Annotated in this window: 14 protein-coding genes; 2 read left to right on the top strand and 12 right to left on the bottom strand. The window is 39.9% G+C overall.

Features of this window, described 5'->3' with window-relative positions; translation table 11 throughout:
* Nucleotides 1-63 precede the first annotated feature (63 nt).
* A complete protein-coding gene (aceA, locus tag PL_RS25250; protein WP_041877366.1) occupies nucleotides 64-1,341 on the bottom strand; it encodes an isocitrate lyase in 1,278 nt (425 codons plus the stop codon).
* Between the two features lie 90 nt (nucleotides 1,342-1,431).
* A complete protein-coding gene (aceB, locus tag PL_RS25245) occupies nucleotides 1,432-3,123 on the bottom strand; it encodes a malate synthase A (protein WP_348620649.1) in 1,692 nt (563 codons plus the stop codon).
* Between the two features lie 113 nt (nucleotides 3,124-3,236).
* Between aceB and PL_RS25240 the strand changes: the two genes are divergently transcribed.
* Nucleotides 3,237-4,715, top strand: coding sequence for an XRE family transcriptional regulator (locus PL_RS25240; RefSeq protein ID WP_041877368.1), 1,479 nt, complete (start codon nucleotides 3,237-3,239; stop codon nucleotides 4,713-4,715).
* 182 nt (nucleotides 4,716-4,897) lie between these two features.
* On the opposite strand, the gene PL_RS25235 is transcribed toward PL_RS25240, so the two are convergent.
* The 5 genes from PL_RS25235 to PL_RS25215 all read right to left on the bottom strand — a co-directional run bounded on the left by PL_RS25235 (nucleotide 4,898) and on the right by PL_RS25215 (nucleotide 9,006).
* A complete protein-coding gene (locus PL_RS25235) occupies nucleotides 4,898-5,452 on the bottom strand; it encodes a hypothetical protein (protein WP_041877369.1) in 555 nt (184 codons plus the stop codon).
* A 235-nt stretch (nucleotides 5,453-5,687) separates the two neighbouring features.
* Nucleotides 5,688-6,626 carry a tRNA (adenosine(37)-N6)-dimethylallyltransferase MiaA gene (gene miaA / locus PL_RS25230; RefSeq protein WP_041877370.1) on the bottom strand — a complete coding sequence of 313 codons (939 nt, stop codon included), beginning with the start codon at nucleotides 6,624-6,626 and terminating at the stop codon, nucleotides 5,688-5,690.
* Complete coding sequence (locus PL_RS25225) at nucleotides 6,617-7,471, bottom strand: hypothetical protein (protein ID WP_041877372.1); 855 nt, start codon at nucleotides 7,469-7,471, stop codon at nucleotides 6,617-6,619. Before PL_RS25225 ends, miaA begins: the two co-directional genes overlap by 10 nt.
* Nucleotides 7,472-7,535: 64 nt before the next feature.
* Complete coding sequence (locus PL_RS25220; protein ID WP_041877373.1) at nucleotides 7,536-7,868, bottom strand: hypothetical protein; 333 nt, start codon at nucleotides 7,866-7,868, stop codon at nucleotides 7,536-7,538.
* A gap of 43 nt (nucleotides 7,869-7,911) precedes the next feature.
* Entirely contained in the window at nucleotides 7,912-9,006 is a 1,095-nt protein-coding gene (locus PL_RS25215) for an MBL fold metallo-hydrolase (RefSeq protein WP_041877375.1), read from the bottom strand.
* Nucleotides 9,007-9,244: 238 nt separating this feature from the next.
* Between PL_RS25215 and PL_RS25210 the strand changes: the two genes are divergently transcribed.
* Entirely contained in the window at nucleotides 9,245-10,069 is an 825-nt protein-coding gene (locus PL_RS25210) for an aminotransferase class IV (RefSeq protein ID WP_041877397.1), read from the top strand.
* Between the two features lie 7 nt (nucleotides 10,070-10,076).
* On the opposite strand, the gene PL_RS25205 is transcribed toward PL_RS25210, so the two are convergent.
* The 5 genes from PL_RS25205 to PL_RS25185 form a co-directional block, all read right to left on the bottom strand.
* Nucleotides 10,077-11,933: a DNA topoisomerase gene (locus PL_RS25205; RefSeq protein ID WP_041877376.1), complete on the bottom strand. Its 1,857-nt coding sequence runs from the start codon at nucleotides 11,931-11,933 to the stop codon at nucleotides 10,077-10,079.
* 457 nt (nucleotides 11,934-12,390) lie between these two features.
* The gene (locus PL_RS25200) at nucleotides 12,391-13,293 is read right to left on the bottom strand and encodes a histone deacetylase family protein (RefSeq protein ID WP_041877377.1); all 903 of its coding nucleotides are present in this window, start codon (nucleotides 13,291-13,293) and stop codon (nucleotides 12,391-12,393) included.
* A complete protein-coding gene (locus PL_RS25195; RefSeq protein WP_041877378.1) occupies nucleotides 13,294-14,154 on the bottom strand; it encodes a bestrophin family protein in 861 nt (286 codons plus the stop codon).
* Complete coding sequence (gene kynU, locus PL_RS25190) at nucleotides 14,151-15,440, bottom strand: kynureninase (RefSeq protein WP_041877380.1); 1,290 nt, start codon at nucleotides 15,438-15,440, stop codon at nucleotides 14,151-14,153. The genes PL_RS25195 and kynU overlap by 4 nt, the downstream gene beginning before the upstream one ends.
* Nucleotides 15,441-15,501: 61 nt before the next feature.
* Nucleotides 15,502-17,094 carry an MFS transporter gene (locus PL_RS25185; protein ID WP_082035764.1) on the bottom strand — a complete coding sequence of 531 codons (1,593 nt, stop codon included), beginning with the start codon at nucleotides 17,092-17,094 and terminating at the stop codon, nucleotides 15,502-15,504.

The following is a 17,094-nucleotide window of genomic DNA, read 5'->3' as shown; positions in this document are numbered from 1 at the left end:
TAAGGGTGTCCAGGTAAACTGAACACCCTTATCTGGTTAAATTCCTCATTGGTATTTTTATAATTAATGAAACTGGGCAGTTTCGGTACTGTCTTTCATCGCTATAGTAGAAGCAGTCCCCTGCTGCACCGTGTTCTGCACACAATCAAAATAACCGGTACCTACAAAACTCTGGTGTTTTACTGCCTTAAATCCATGTTCCTGTAAGGCAAATTCCCTTTGCTGTAATTGTGAAAACCCCGCCATTCCTTTTTGTCTGTAGGCGTTTGATAATTCAAACATAGAAGTATTCAGTGCATGGAATCCTGCCAGTGTGATAAACTGAAACTTATAACCCAGCGCAGCCAGATCTTCTCTGAAAGTTCCAATTTGTTCTTCAGTCAAATGTTTACTCCAGTTAAATGAAGGTGAACAGTTATAGGCTAACAGTTTATCCGGGTATACAGCATGAATCGCCTCTGCAAATTCCCTGGCAATATTCAGATCGGGATTAGAAGTTTCCATCCAGATCATATCTGCATAGGGCGCATAAGATAAACCACGGGAAATACATTGTTCCAGGCCATTTCTTACCGTGTAAAACCCTTCGTTTGTTCTTTCACCGGTAATAAATTCACGATCCCTGATATCCACATCAGAAGTAATCAGGTTGGCAGCTTCGCCATCTGTACGGGCAATAATCAAAGTAGAAACATTCATTACATCTGCAGCCAGCCTGGCTGCAACTAATTTATTGATCGCTTCCTGAGTAGGCACCAATACCTTTCCGCCCAGATGCCCGCATTTCTTAGCAGATGATAACTGATCTTCAAAATGAACACCTGCAGCACCTGCTTCAATCATAGCTTTCATCAGTTCAAAAGCGTTTAGATTGCCACCAAAGCCTGCCTCAGCATCAGCAACTATCGGAGCCATCCAGTCTTTGGTATTATCGCCATTTACAGAGTCTATCTGCTCACAGCGTAAAAAAGCGTTATTGATACGTTTCACTACATCTGGCACAGAATTAACCGGATAAAGTGACTGATCAGGATACATCGTTCCCGATGAATTAGCGTCAGCTGCTACCTGCCAGCCACTTAAATAAATAGCTTCCAGTCCTGCTGCCACCTCCTGAACTGCCTGATTGCCGGTTAAAGCACCCAGTGCAGCCACATAAGCTTGTGAATTAAGTTTCACCCATAGTTTTTCTGCTCCTTTTCTGGCAAGGGAATATTCAATTTCCACTTTGCTGCGCAGTTTTAAAACCTCTTCTGCGGTATAAGGACGATTGATACCTGCCCATCTCGGGTTGGTCTGCCATTCGGTAATGAGCTGTACTGCTTTTGCTTCTGTTGCCATGATGATTGTTCTTTTAGGTTTACATTGGTTTTATAGCTGGTTGTTTATTTTTATAATTGAATTATCTTTCACTGCTCCGTTTGCCGGATTTTATCGTTCTGCGGATACAGATTCCGGCGGTGCCTGCTGCAACTCCGGCTCCTCTTCTTTACATATTTTTTTTTCATCATTCGAGAGGATAAGGTCATAAGCCGGCAGCGTAAGAAAATCAACCCACTTATTCTGTACGACCATTCTGTTAAAAATGCAGATGGCCTGAACGTAAGCACCTTCCTGATAAGCTTTAGCCCCTACCATATTTCTGATCTCCCAGATTTCATCATCGCGTAAGTCTTCATACAAACGATGGGTGATTTCCCTGCCATCATCTAATCTGGCTTTGTTATGTATCCACTGCCAAACCTGTGTACGGCAAATTTCTGCTGTAGCTGCATCTTCCATTAAATTATAGATAGCCGCTGCTCCATTTCCCCGTAGCCAGTTTTCCAGATATAAAATACCTACATTGATATTCTGTCTTAATCCTTCTTCTGTAATCGTACCTTCAGGTAATTCCAGTAAATCATTTTTAGTACAAGCAAAGTCCTCACGGCTTACATGGAGCTGGTTAGGTGTTTTCATCCCCTGGTCAAATATTTCTTTCGCTATAGCAACCAGCCCGGGATGAGCAACCCAGGTACCATCATGCCCGTCTGTTACTTCACGCAGTTTATCAGCTTTTACTTTTTTGATAGCGGCTTCATTAGCAGCTTCATTATTTTTAATAGGTATCTGTGCTGCCATTCCACCAATCGCATGTGCACCGCGTTTGTGACAGGTTTTGATTACTAACTGGGTATAAGCGCGCATAAAAGGCACCGTCATATTTACCTGTGCACGATCCGGAAAAACATAACCCGGAACATTCCTGAATTTTTTGATAAAAGAAAAGATATAATCCCAGCGTCCGCAGTTCATTCCTGCAGAGTGATCTCTCAGTTCATATAAAATTTCATTCAGCTGAAAAGGAGCAAGAATAGTTTCTACCAGCACGGTTGCTTTAATACTTTGCTGAGCGATACCACAATAATCCTGTGCAAAAACAAACACATCATTCCATAATCTGGCTTCCTGATAGCTTTCCAGTTTTGGCAGATAGAAATAAGGTCCCTTCCCATCTTGAATTAATGTTTTTGCATTATGAAAAAAGTAAAGTCCAAAATCAAGCAGGCTTCCGCTGATAGGTTCACCATCAATTTCTATATGTTTTTCTTCCAGATGCCAGCCTCTCGGGCGTACAAATAAGGTTGCAGTGGTTTCATTTAAGCGGTATATTTTACCATTATCCGGATTGGTAAAACTGATTGTCCTGTTAATTGCATCACGCAGATTAAGCTGACCACCAACTACATTATCCCAGTTAGGAGAATTACTGTCTTCAAAATCTGCCATAAATACATTGGCACCTGAATTCATCGCATTGATAATCATTTTACGTTCAACAGGTCCTGTGATTTCAACCCGGCGATCTTGAATATCATCAGAAACCGGAGCAATCTGCCAGTCACCTTCCCTGATTGATGCGGTTTCAGAAAGAAAATGAGGCTTCCACCCGCCATCAATTTTCTGCTGCACGACATCTCTCTCCCCTAACAGCGCTTTGCGCTGTATATTAAATTGCAGATGCAATGCCTTAATAAATTCAAGTGCTTCTGCTGAAAGCACTTCTTTGTAAGTTGCCCGGAACGGGGCATTTATGGTCATTCCCTCTGGGGTAGTGTACCATGTTTCTGTGTGATTCATATTTGACGTCATGGTTGTAAATTTTATACAATATACGGATTATTCTCAATTAGCGAATATTTCGCTAATATTTTTTTTTTCGTTGATTGACTCCTTTTAACTACTTTAGTGATATGATAACCAATAATGATAGTGTACGCCTCATTTTAGGCCTTAAAGTAAAATCCCTGCGTCAGGAAAAAGGACTGTCTTATCAGCAGCTTGCTGAACAAACAGGGATGTCACTTTCTTATGTACATGATATTGAGACGGGTAAGAAGTTCCCGAAGGCTGATAAAATACTATCACTGGCAAAAATACTGGGTGTGGATTATGATTACCTGGTATCCTTAAGAGCCAATAAAAAGCTTCAGCCTATTATAGATCTGATCAATTCCGACTTTATTAATGCTATTCCCTGGGAACATTTTGGTCTGACTCCGGCTGCTTTACTTGACTTATTTTCCAACACACCTGATAAAGTAACAGCCTTTATCAGCACACTGCTCAAAATTTCAAGAAGTTATCAGCTATCAAAAGAGAACTTTTATAATGCAGCGCTGCGTTCTTATCAGGATCTGCAGGACAATTATTTTGAAGCTATTGAAGACGCAGTAAGAAAGTTCAGAGAAGAATACGGTTGGGAAGAAATTTTACAGATTGACATTCCTTTACTGGAAACTATATTAACAGGAATCAGTATACAGGTAAACCGTAAACGGATGAATACAATGGACGCCCTGCATGGTCTGCGTTCTTTTTATTCTGCTGCCAATAAGATATTTTATATCAATAAAGGGATGACCGCAGCACAGGAAAAGTTTCTGCTGGCCAGAGAAATAGCTTTTCAATACCTTTCCATTACAGAAAGACCTTATGAGACTATCATTCAGCAGAGCGATTCATTTGATATGATGCTGAATAATTTTAAAGCTTCTTATTTTGCCGTCGCGCTGCTCATGCAGGAAGAAAGATTTGTTGAAGACGTGAAAAGCATCATGATACAGACAAAATGGGATGATAAAGCCTGGCTTAATCTCTGCAATGTATATGATGTAACTCCCGAAATGATGATACAGCGTCTGACTAACATCTTACCCAAACATTTCGGCATAGATCAGCTTTTCTTTTTGCGTATATCAGGTAATGTAAAAAAAGACGCTTATGAGATTACCAAAGAGCTGCATCTTTCTCAGCTGCATAATCCTTATGCCAATGCTACACATGAACATTATTGCCGCAGATGGGTTTCTATCACCTCTTTAAAACATACGGCAGATCTGGTAGACAGCAAAAAATACAAATATCCAGTTGTGGAAGCACAGATATCTCAGTACTGGCAAACGCATAACAGGTATTTATGTATTTCTATTTCTAAACCAGCACGTAAAAAAGACGAAATGATCAGTGTAACGATCGGGCTGTTAATAGATCAGAAACTGCTTCAGGCCATGTCTTTTGTCAATGACATGAGTATTCCTGTAAAAACTGTTCACACCACCTGTGAACGTTGTGGTATTATGGACTGTATGGAAAGGGCTGCACCTCCTGTGGAAATATTAAGAGAGCAGCAGCAGGAACAGATCAATAAGGCTTTAAAACAATTGGAATAAGGCTGTACCTGCTTAAAAACAGCACCAGTTTTCTTAAACACAAAGATGCCGTCATAACTGGTAACCAGCAGACGGCTTTTTTTATAAAATTAATTTATTAAATACTAATTAAGTGTATTGAAATCATAAAAAAAGCCGCCCTTTTAATGGCGGCTTCTTCAAGAATATTATATTTTATATACTTATAATTTAAACCCGTAAGCGATACGCAATGCGATCTGTCCTACGCTTTTGTTATCATAGTTATTCGCATAACGTAAGGCATCACCTTTACCAGTATTTTCATATCTGATACCCAGGTCTAAACCATTACTCCATGAGTAACCTAAAGTTGGTGCGTAAAGGAAAGTAGTTTTTGAATTTTTAGATACACCAAAAGCTGCACCTACTTCACCCATTGCATATATACCTGAACCAGTTGGGTCAAAGAAATACTTTAAACCAGTTTTTACCGGAATATAGGCATAGTCAGGAACTTTAATATTGTTTACTGCACCTGCACTATAAACACGGTCTTTTGCAAAATAGTGGTTATAACCTGTTGCAATTGGAACTGATAGCTGTTTAGTTACATCAAATTGCGCACGCACATCAATCCCTGCAGCAACACTATAATTATTGTTTGTAGGAACACCGATACTTGCACCAACACCTATTTTCTGAGCATTAACATTCGTTGTAAAGAATATTGCCACAGCAGCTACTGCCGAAGCAAGATATTTAGTAGAATTTTTCATTATTTATTATATTTATTCATGTGTTTCACGGCTGACAATCATTATCAGCCTTTCAAAGGGGTAAATACAAAAGGCATGCCATTACAGGAATCTCCGGCACTGCCCCCCCTTAAACGGGCATGAAACCGGTATAGATGGTGTTTTTCCAGAGACTGAAATATCTCCGTACTATAGCACCGGTTCAAATGCTGCGGAATAAAGTATAAAACGGCTGATATGCTTATCTGACAGACATTTATAGCTCAAAAGCCTGCTGATATAATTTGATAACCTCACGGGTTAAATGGGCAGGTTCCAGAGCAGAGTCCAGCCAGTTTATCATAATACCGTCTTTTTCCATCTTTCTGAAAAAAGTCATCTGTCTTTTGGCAAACTGACGTATAGCAATGTATAATTTTTCTTTCAATTCTGGCAAACTGAGCTTATTTTGAAGGTACTCAGTAATGAATTTATACTCCAGGCCATAAAACAGCAGCATTTCTGCACTTACTCCACGCTTTAAAAGCCCTTCTACTTCTTCTATAAGGCCATGAGCAAAACGCTCGTTCAATCTTTTATAGATCCGCTCTCTGCGCAGTCCAACCTCTCCATCTAAACCGATAACCAATGGCTGAACCCCGGGACGGTTTTCCTCCGTTAAAGTATGATGTTGTAAATATTCTGCAATTTCAATAGCCCTGACCAGTCTTTTAGCAGAGGAAAGATCTGCGTGTTCAGTTACAGCAGCTGGATAACCTGCAAGTAATTCCCTTAATAAATGAATATCATGTATGGGAAGACTATCTCTAAGGTCCTGATTTACCGGAACTGCCGTATACTCGTGATTTTGTAACAGACTATGAATATACATACCGGTACCACCACATAATACCGGGAGTTTGCCTTGCCGGGTCAATTGTTCGAATACTTTATAAAAGTCATCTTTAAAAGCATTAACATTATAGTTTTCTCCTGCTTCCCTGATATTGATCAGATGATAAGGAATTGCTTTTCCATTAATCATATACTCATGCAGATCTTTTCCGGTACCGATATCCATATCTTTAAATACCTGCCTGCTGTCCGCACTGATCACCTCTCCGTTTAATTCGCCGGCAACACTGACAGCCAGTCTCGTTTTTCCGGAGGCTGTGGGCCCTAATATAATTAAAAGAGGTTTTTTATCTATTTGCATGTTAAAATATACTTCAGGTTTCCCATATTAAAAACACTGATATAATGTAAGGAATTTAAATAAACTATTCTTTCAGCCTCAGTAAGCTGAGCTGCAGCTGTACTGATTTCATCAGGTAAACGATGTGGAAAATATCTTGTATTTGCAGCCTGGTCCAGCCATATTGCCGAAGGCGGTGTTTGTTCAACCAGCTCAAAGCCCAGTTTAGTATACCCTTTTCCATAAGACCAATCCAGATCTGCATAAGTCATTACATCATTTGGAAGAATGGTTTTGATTAAATGTTTAAGCAATTTGCTCAATCCGCCCTGCACGGTGAAACCATCGGCAGTAGCAAACCTGATCAATTCAACTGAAGTATAATCTGCGTGTCTCCTGGTCATTTTCCGCTTACCGCTGAAAGTAGCCACAGCAACATATTTATCTTCCACAACAAGCGCATACCTGTGTCTTGCCTTAGCTGAACCCTGAAGATGATGCTGATTTAGAAAAGTATCTGCCTGTGGCTGGGTTATACTGATTATCGCAGTTTTTCTGCCATGAATTCTTTTATTTTTACCGAGCAATGCATTAATACGACTTAGAATTTGCGCGGATCTGGTATACCAGATATCTTCCCAAAGCTGAATCAGCTGTTTGCCGGTTTGACTATATTGCTGTTGCAGCGCCAGTGTTTCTGCTGAATCAGGATGATCACCGGCACTTAACAGATTAAGGTATAACTCCTGATTATCCTTAAATCCGAGCAAAAGAAAAGAGTCAGAAATAATCCATTCTGACTCGATTCCAATATTTTGTAACTCTTGTTTAAGCTCTTGCTGCCAGCCCGTTTTTTTTATACTCACTCTTATTTTTTATTTATAGCAATTCCTGCTCTTTATCATCTCTCCTCACCTGGTTTTAGCCTGATTAAACCCATCCCCGCTCTTTGCATACCTTAAAACCAGCAGCTACTTTATCTTCTATCAGGTTCAAAGTTACATCATCAAGCTCTTTAATATATAGTGTTCGTTCATGTTGCGGGACAGACTCAGGAAGCAAATCAAATGCGACATGGTCATCCTTAATTTCCAAACTCAGGAAAAACACTTCCGGCTTTTCTTTGCCGTCAGCTCCGGCAGGTGGAATTGCCCAGAGATCATATTTCTGATCACTGTTAGTACCATCATTAAAACCTAAGGTAGTATAAGGTTGTAAAGCTGCTCTGATAGTCTGAAAAATTTCTATAAGATCCGTTTTCATATATTTGATTTTTTGAATGCATAGATATAACAAGCATTAAAACCTATTGTTTCTTATTCTCCATATTTAACCACCATTTAGTATCCGGATAGTTCGACCCTATCTGAAACGTTTCACCAGGCAAAGGTGTGGTAATAGGCTGATTGAATTCTTCAGCACTTTTTGTCACCCGCAAAACCGGATCATTCCAGTCATGCAAAGCTAAGGTAAACTTTGCCCAGTGTACAGGTAAAAGTACTTTTGCCTGTAAATCTTTTGCTGCTGTTACGGTTTGCTCAGGAAACATATGAATCAAAGGCCATAATACATTGTACTGACCACATTCCAGGATAGCCAGATCAAAAGGTCCGTGCGCATCACCAATAGTCTTAAAATGACTGTCATAGCCAGAGTCACCACCCAAAAACAATTTATGTTCAGGTGTCTCCAGAACAAATGAAGACCATAGGGTACGGTTACGCTTAAACTTCCTGCCGGTAAAATGTCTTGCAGGCTGGGCGGTAAATTGAAGTCCGCATAAAACTGCCTTTTCTTCCCATGCCAGCTCAGTAATTTTCTCTGCCGGAATTCCCCAGCGTAATAAATGTGAACCTGCTCCTGCTGAAGTTAAAAAATGCTTTACCCGGTCTTTTAGCTTTAATATAGTTTGATAGTCCATATGATCATAGTGATCATGTGAAATCAACAGGATATCAATTGCAGGAAAATCCTCGGCACTGATAAAATCAGTACCTGCATAGTTTTTTTTACCGATAAAAGAAAATGGTGAAGGTGTCCTGCTAAAAACCGGATCTACCAGTACTTTTAAAGATTCAATTTGTAATAAATAAGAAGAATGCCCAAACCAGGTCACTTTTGTACCGGATACAGAATCCAGTTCGGGTTTGACATGGGGTAAAACTGCCTTGGGTCTGCTATTTGGGTTACCTTTCAGCATGGCCTTTACAATAGCCCAATAGCCTTCATCCGGCACCATGGAGGTTGGAGACTGATTCTGCAGGACATCATCTTTCACGTTGGGCAATTGCCTGATACGTTCCAGACTGGCACCTTCCGGTAAACGGCCAAATACAGGCAGGTTTAAAATAATATAAACCAGTAAAACTAAAGCGCAGGTAATAAACAGTAAAATATACATATACAGGATAGCTAAGGATAACAGGTATGCAAAAGGTGATAATATCAGGTATTAAATGATAATAACCGCAATTCTGCAACGAATATAACAATTGCATGAAGGATAGGAACGAGGAATTTTATTAATATTGCAGCTTCTGATTAAATTAAGGGGTTCAGGTTATTTACGGCTTAATTTTAAAGGAACGAATCAGATCAAATGCACTGCAATTAGTTTCAGACCTCAAAAAAGACAAATAATGAGTACAAATACTGTTTTTTTAAATGATACTTTCATCGGGACCGATCAGGCTTCCTTATTAATTACAGATCTTTCTATACAAAGAGGGTATGGAATATTTGATTTCTTTAAAACAGTAAATGGTCAGCCTATTTTTCTGGATGATCATATAGAACGTTTTTATAACTCTGCAAAAAATATGCATCTGCATGTCAGTCAGAGCCCTGCGGAACTGAAAAAAATTATTGGTGAACTGATGCAAAGGAATAACCTGCCTGATTCGGGAATTAAAATAACCTTAACCGGAGGGTATTCTGAAGATGCTTACGCCCTTCCTCCTACGCAAAACCTCATTATTACCCAGGTACCTTTAATTATCCCACAGGGTCTTCAGGCTGAAGGCATAACCTTAGCAACTTACGTCTATCAGAGACAGTTATCTGCAATGAAAACACTGGATTATTCAATGGCGATCTGGCTACAACCTTTTATTGAAGAAAATAAAGCTGATGATGTATTATATCATTTTAATGGTTTAGTTAAAGAAACCCCGAGAGCTAATTTATTCATTGTGACTCATGAAGGGGAAGTTATAACTGCTAAAAGCGATATCCTGAGTGGGGTAATCCGCAAAAACATACTGAACCTTGAAGATTCAGGTTTCCAGATCTCAGCACGTGATTTTACTTTAGCAGAACTTTATAATGCAAGCGAGGCTTTTCTTACCAGTACAACAAAAAACATCCTTCCTGTCTTAAAAGTAGATGGAAAAGAAATTGGTAATGGAAAAGCCGGAAGAATTACGGCACAACTTTATACTTTGCTTCTGGACAAAATCCGCTAGTTGAATTTTATACTACCGCCGGGTCTTCTTTCTTTGGCACGAGTTTCTCCGCAAGACCAGCTCCTGCCGCAAGCAGTTCATGAGTAATTGATTTGGTATATTCAGATATTTCCGCTTTAAAGTCCGCAACTGAAGCACCGGATCTGATCTCTTCCAGTCTTTTTTCCCACGAACCGGTCAGTTCTGCCTGTGCAATCTTCTGATCTTTAACAACATCATAAACTGCCAGTCCTTTAAAAGTAGGTACCAGGTTACGTTTTTCCCGCATGATATAATCTCTGGTAATCAGCGTTTCAATAATTGCCGCTCTGGTGGCCGGAGTTCCCAGACCACTGTCTTTCATAGCATAGCGCAATTCTTCATCTTCGATCTCTTTACCTGAAGTTTCCAGCGCCTTTAATAAAGAAGCTTCATTATATAAAGGTTTAGGCTTGGTTTGTTTTTCCAGTAAAGCTTTTTCTACGATCGGCAGCATCTCCCCTTTTTTAACCTTTGGAAGAGATGGATTATCCTCATCTTTTTTATCTTCTTCCTTATCATTTAATACCGATCGCCATCCTGCAGAACGGATAACTGTTCCGTTAGCAATAAAAAGAGAACCGGATTCTATCGTTATTTTAGTTACTTCTTTAACACATTCCTGATGAAAAGCTTCCAGCATACGTCCGACAACCATATCATAAACAGCCTGTTTATCTGCACTCAGTTGATAAGGTACCTCACCGGTTGGTAAAATAGCATGGTGATCGGTCACTTTCTTTGCATTCACACTTCTTTTATTCAAAGGCACAGTCATCAGAAATTCGGCCTGTTTCCCGAAATCAGGATGTGTAGTCAGTTGAGTAATCAGCTGAGGAACACCGGCAAATACATCATCACCAATATAGCGGCTACCGGTACGTGGATATGAAACCAGTTTACTTTCATATAGATTTTGCAGTAAATTCAATGTCTGATCTGCAGTATAACCTTTCCGCTTATTTGCTTCCTGCTGTAAACTACTCAGATCATGCAATAAAGGTGGTGGTTCTTTTCTTGGCTTTGCTTCAACATCCAGAATCTTTCCTCCGTTCGGAAATCCGGAGCCCACATCTTCAATTTTATCAAATAAAACCTGTGCTTCTTCTTTTACATTAAAATTGACTGTAGAAACCGCTTTGAACAGTTGCCCGTCCTTATCCAGTTGTATACCGAGCTGATAGTATAACTGTGGTACGAAATTCTTTGTTTCAATATACCTGGAACAGATCATTGCCAGCGTCGGTGTTTGTACCCTGCCAAGAGACAGTACTGATCTTGCTCCTGCCGAGATGCTCAGTGCCTGTGTGGCATTCATTCCAACCAGCCAGTCTGATTCTGACCTGCAATGCGCAGAATTAAACAAAGTATCATAATCAGTACCTGGTTTGAGGTTTCTGAAACCTTCTTTAATAGCCTCATCAGTCTGAGAGGATATCCAGAGTCTTTTAAAAGGTTTTTTACACTTCAGAAAATAATAGATATAACGGAAAATAAGCTCGCCTTCCCTCCCGGCATCCGTCGCTACGATAATCTCGGTAGATTCATCAAAAAGCTTTTTAATAATATCGAGCTGCTTCCTTACTCCGGGATCTTCTACCAGACCATCTTTGGTTTTGATCTTTCTGATAGCCAGCTTAAATTTAGCGGGAAGCATTGGCAGATGCTGTCTTCTCCAGCCTATAAAGCCATATTCCTGTGGAGGTGCCAATTGCAGCAGATGTCCGAATGCCCAGGTAAATGAATACCCTTTACCTTCGATGTATCCGTCTTTCTTACCTGTTGCGCCAAACACTTTAGCTAATTCACGTGCAACGGAAGGCTTTTCTGCAATTACAATCTTCATCTATGATCCTTTTTTAAAGACCCTAAATTTCATCAAAATACTTCACATTAAAAAACCAGCTTGCCTTTTCCGGCTCGTAATTACCAGTCTGAAAGGGTATAACCTCGTCATGATACAAAATTGAAGGTTGATTTTTCACTGCTTATTCATTACAGGATTCTTTGCGTTACAAAGTGATAACTCCTAACTGTACAGCACATTAAGAAAAACATCAGGCTTTGGCACACTGAGACAGACAGGGTGGTTCCTGAAGCGTTCTGTTTTTTTATCCACAACTCTGATTTTATAGGTAACCGGCCTCTCTTACTCCTGCTGATTCCTGTGAAGATATTTATAAATTAAAAATGAACCGGACAAAAAAAACAAACGGAGATCAACACTCTTGCTATTATGGGAGAAACAATAGGGCCAGCCCGGCACTGAACAGATCAGGAATTATGAACAGCCGGTTAAAGACTCAGGACAACAAATCAATACCGGTTTTAAAGGTATTGCAATGCGCTTCAACAATGTCTTTAATTGCAGGAGAATACCCTCCGCCCATGCTTACCTGTACTGGCAGGCCATGTTTCCTGCAAAACTGAAAAACCAGACTGTCTCTTTCTTTACATCCGGCCTTGCTCATAGCGAGTTTGCCTAATTTATCAGTTGATAAAACATCTACACCGGATAAATAAAAAACAAAATCGGGCTGATGTTTTTGATACAATTCAGGGAGTGTTTCGGCCAGTAATGAAAGATAGGCATCATCGCCTGTATCTGCATCAAGGCCAATATCAAGATCAGAGATCTCTTTTCTAAAAGGGAAATTCTTCTCTCCATGCATAGAGAAAGTAAATACCCTTGGTTCATTCTCTAAAATCTGAGCGGTCCCGTTACCCTGATGCACATCTAAATCTATAATCAGTATGCGCTTAAACAGCCCTTTGTTCAAAAGATAATTGGCAGCGATTGCCTGATCATTCAACAGACAAAATCCCTCTCCCCAGTTAGAACCTGCATGATGTGTACCGCCAGCTACATTAAAAGCCAAACCGTATTCTTTGGCAAATAAAGCACCGTCAATAGTTCCCTGAGCAATCCTGAGCTCCCTTTCCACAAGTTGTGCATTCAGCGGAAAACCAATGCGCCGCTGTTCTCTTGGCGGCAGGGTAAAATCTCTCAGCTGAGCCCAGTAAGCCGGGTCATGTGATAATAAGACAATATCTTCACTCAGAGGCTCAGGCTCAAAAAGGTGATCAGGAGTAATTATGCCTTCATGCAGTAATTGCCCGGGTATCAGTTCATACTTTAGCATAGGGAAACGATGTCCCTCCGGTAAAGGATGCGCATATAAAGAATGATAAGCTATTTTTATCATTTAATTCAAAATCTCCCCTACGTGTTTTTCTATATTATTACAGATCTCATCTACTGGTAAATCATTGGCATCTTCTCCAAATGGGTTCTCTATTTCTTCAGCAATCAGTTCCAGACTGGCCAGCACATAAAGAATAAAAGGAACTATCGGAACCACAAAATAACCAAGACTGAATACCCATCCAAAAGGGAGTGTGATCACATAGATAAAAAGGAACTTTTTAATAAAAGCGCTATAAGAAAAAGGAATAGGTGTTTTTTTTATCCGTTCACATCCGCCACAGATATCTGTAAAGCGATTCAGGTCTCCACTGAGTACAATCAGCTGTTCACCTGAAATCTTACCCGCTACTTCCAGTTCAAAAACCCGGGAAGAAAGACTGGCTGCAACCTGGTTGGGAATATGTTTACCCCCATCTACCTCAACCAGAAAGCTGTTTTTACCAAAATACTGTTTTTCTCTCAAATGTTCTTTCAAAGCGAAAGCATATTTAGGAATAGCATAGCTGAAATACTCATACTCTTCTTTACCCAGTTTAAGCGATTTAATCTTGATCGCCAGGTTCCGGCTTATATTGGTCAGCTCTCCCAACAGCCTCCTGCCTTCCCACCAGCGGTCATAAGACGTATTGGTTCGAAATACCAGCAACATAGATATCACAAAACCCAGTAAACTATGCATCATCCCTATATTTTTAACTGTTGCAGTCTGGGACAATTTCAGAAAATGAAGTTCCATAAAAGCAATCACACCAGAAAAAACAGCTACGCTAAGCATTAGCGGCCATAATTTTCTAAAAGTATCTGCCTTATGGATATGGAAAATAAAAGTGAACCAATCTTTGGGATTGTAATTTATCATATAGCGATTTCTTTGCTTATTTTTAACAATAACTCACCAGTCAGGAAAACATCCTCAAAAGAGTTGTATAAAGGAACCGGACTCAAACGGATTACATTAGGCTCTCTCCAGTCGCCCAGTACATTATGCGCCACCAGTTTATCAAAAACACCCTTCGCATTTCCTGAGGCAATAATAGAAACCTGTGTACCCCGGTCATTTTCATGTTCAGGTGTAATCACTTTATACTGCTGATAACCAACAGCCAGATTTACCTGATCGATGATATAAATAAGATAAGCCGTTAATATTTTACTTTTTTCTCTCAGCGGTCCCATAAACCCGGCAGACTCAAAGATTTGCAGTGAAGCATGATATAAGGCCATTGGCATTACCTGCGAACAGCTGATCTGCCAGCCATCTGCTCCGGGCTCCGCAACAAAGCCTTTTTCCATTTTAAAACGGGTAGATTCTTTATAACCCCACCATCCTGCAAAACGGTTCAGCTGATCATTCTTGAAATGTTTCTCGTGGACAAAGATACCACCAATTCCCCCTGGTCCGCTGTTCTGATATTTATAAGAACACCAACAGGCAAAATCAATGTCCCAGTCGTGTAATTGTACGGGTACATTTCCTGCTGCATGTGCCAGATCAAAGCCTACGATTGCTCCCGCAGCGTGTCCTGCTTTGGTAATAGCCTGCATATCAAACCACTGTCCGGTAAAATAATTTATACCGCCGAACAATACCAGTGCCAGTTCAGCAGCATTTTCAGCAATACAAGCTTCAATATCTTCTGTTCTTAAAATATATTCTCCTGGTCTGGGTGCCACTTCAATAATAGCTGTCTGCGGGTCGTAGCCATGAAAACGTACCTGGCTTTCCAGTGCATACTGATCAGATGGAAAAGCACCCGCTTCCATAATGATTTTAAATCTCTTTTGATCAGGGCGATAAAAGCTAACCATCAGTAAATGAAGATTAACAGTCAGCGTATTCATTGGACAAACTTCGGCAGGAAGCGCCCCTACAACCGGAGCCATTAACTGCTTTAGTTCTTTATGATAAAACATCCAGGGACTATCTCCTTCAAACCAGCCATCTACAGCCAGGTTTTGCCAGTTATCCAGTTGTTTTCCAAGCACATTACGTGCTGATTTTGGCTGCAGCCCCAGCGAATTCCCACACAGATATATAAAAGGTTTACCATTTTGCTGTGGAAACAGGAATTCTTCACGGAATTCTCGCAGCGGATCCTGCTTATCCATTGTCCTTGCAAATGATAATGTATTCTCAAAGTTCATATTTTTGTAATTATGCTAATCAGGATAACTATTTTTACAATTTTAGCAAAAAAAAGCAGAATCAGACAATCTTATACCTGTTCTCTTCAGCTATTTCGTGCATCTCAAATCTCCTGATAAAAAGCACAATTAAGGCAATGATTACGGCCGCAATAGCCATAAATAAAGATACCTCTCTTAAAGTCAGTAACATTGCCTGTAATTCAATCTTTTTAGCAATCATTACCACAGCCGCACTATTAGCATGAATACTATCCATTCCATGAGATAAAAATCCTGCTTTGAACTGTTGTATTTCTGATGAATAAATGGAATTATTAAAAGTAATCCCTTCTGAAAGATAGCTATCATGCCTGGTGGTCCCCCGGAATAACCAGTTACTGAAAAGAGAATATCCGGCATAAGAACCAAGAATATAGCGAAATGATAAACTTCCCATAACCCGGTCTCCATTGGATTCCCGTGGAATATTTGTGGCCGTAAAAGTAGAAAGCGTAGTCAGCATTACACCATAAGCCATTCCCTGCATTAAATAAGCAGCAATCAGGTTATGCATAGAATTATAAGTCTGTACATCGAGGAAAAAGATAAACAGTGATGCGGCATAAAGTAAAAAAGCAATGCTGAGCATAATCCTTACTGGCATCCTCTTATATAATAAAATACCTGCAAGAGGAAAACTGATGGCATAGGCACATAAAGTAATCAATGCAATTACCGACAGATATCTTTCTTCTCCATGAAAAGTATAAGCAGCATATTTATTAAATAATAAACTGGTACTGTAAAAGGCATACATTAATACCATAAATGTAATACCCAGAGGAATCTGCTTATAATCCTTAAAAACCCGCAGATCCCAGAAAGGACGTTTAACATGATACTGTCTGAAAATAAACAAAAAGGTTAGCCCGCAAAAACCGGTAAATGCAGCCACAATCTGCTGATTATTAAACCAGTCTCTGGTTTGCCCGTAAGTCAGTACATAACAAAATAACAAAGACGCTCCGGTAAAAAACAGCATACTGGCCCAGTCAACCTGGTACAGCGGAACTTTTCTATGCATTCTTTCCCGGTGAAACAGCAGTAAACAGATCACGATACAAAGACCAGCTGCAATAGTAGCAATCAGATAAATAGCCTGCCATTCATGTTCTTCGATAGTTGGATTAACAAAAATGTCGGCAAGTTCTCCTCCTACCCTTGCGATAGTATAATATATACCATAAAATAAGGCTCTGTGACGCATCACAGGAAAACGATCTGTCAGCAATGATATAAAATCAAGCAGACAGATAAGTTTAAGGATACTTATAAAGAAATTACTGACTAATAATAACGGAGCATAACTGATCAGATAACAGCAGAGAGATAGTATCACCTGGCAAATCAGTGCGCCTGTTAACAAGTCAGATTTTTTAAAATACAGCTTTAACCTGTAATATATAGGTATCGCAGAAACCAGCCCCACGGTACCAATCTGTGAAAACCAGGTTACTGTTTCAGGCTCTACACCATAAAAGGCAGATAACCTTGAAGCAGTTGTACTGGTGATAGCCAGAACAAATGACTGTAAAAGAAGAAGCAATATAATGGCAGGTCCCTTAATCCAATCACTGATGTTTTTTCGGTATGGAGATAATTCGTACATCAT

This window comes from Pedobacter lusitanus, from assembly GCF_040026395.1.
Taxonomy (GTDB): Bacteria; Bacteroidota; Bacteroidia; order Sphingobacteriales; family Sphingobacteriaceae; genus Pedobacter; species Pedobacter lusitanus.
The sequence above is the reverse complement of the archived record's forward strand: the minus strand, read 5'-3'. Positions and strand labels throughout refer to the sequence as shown.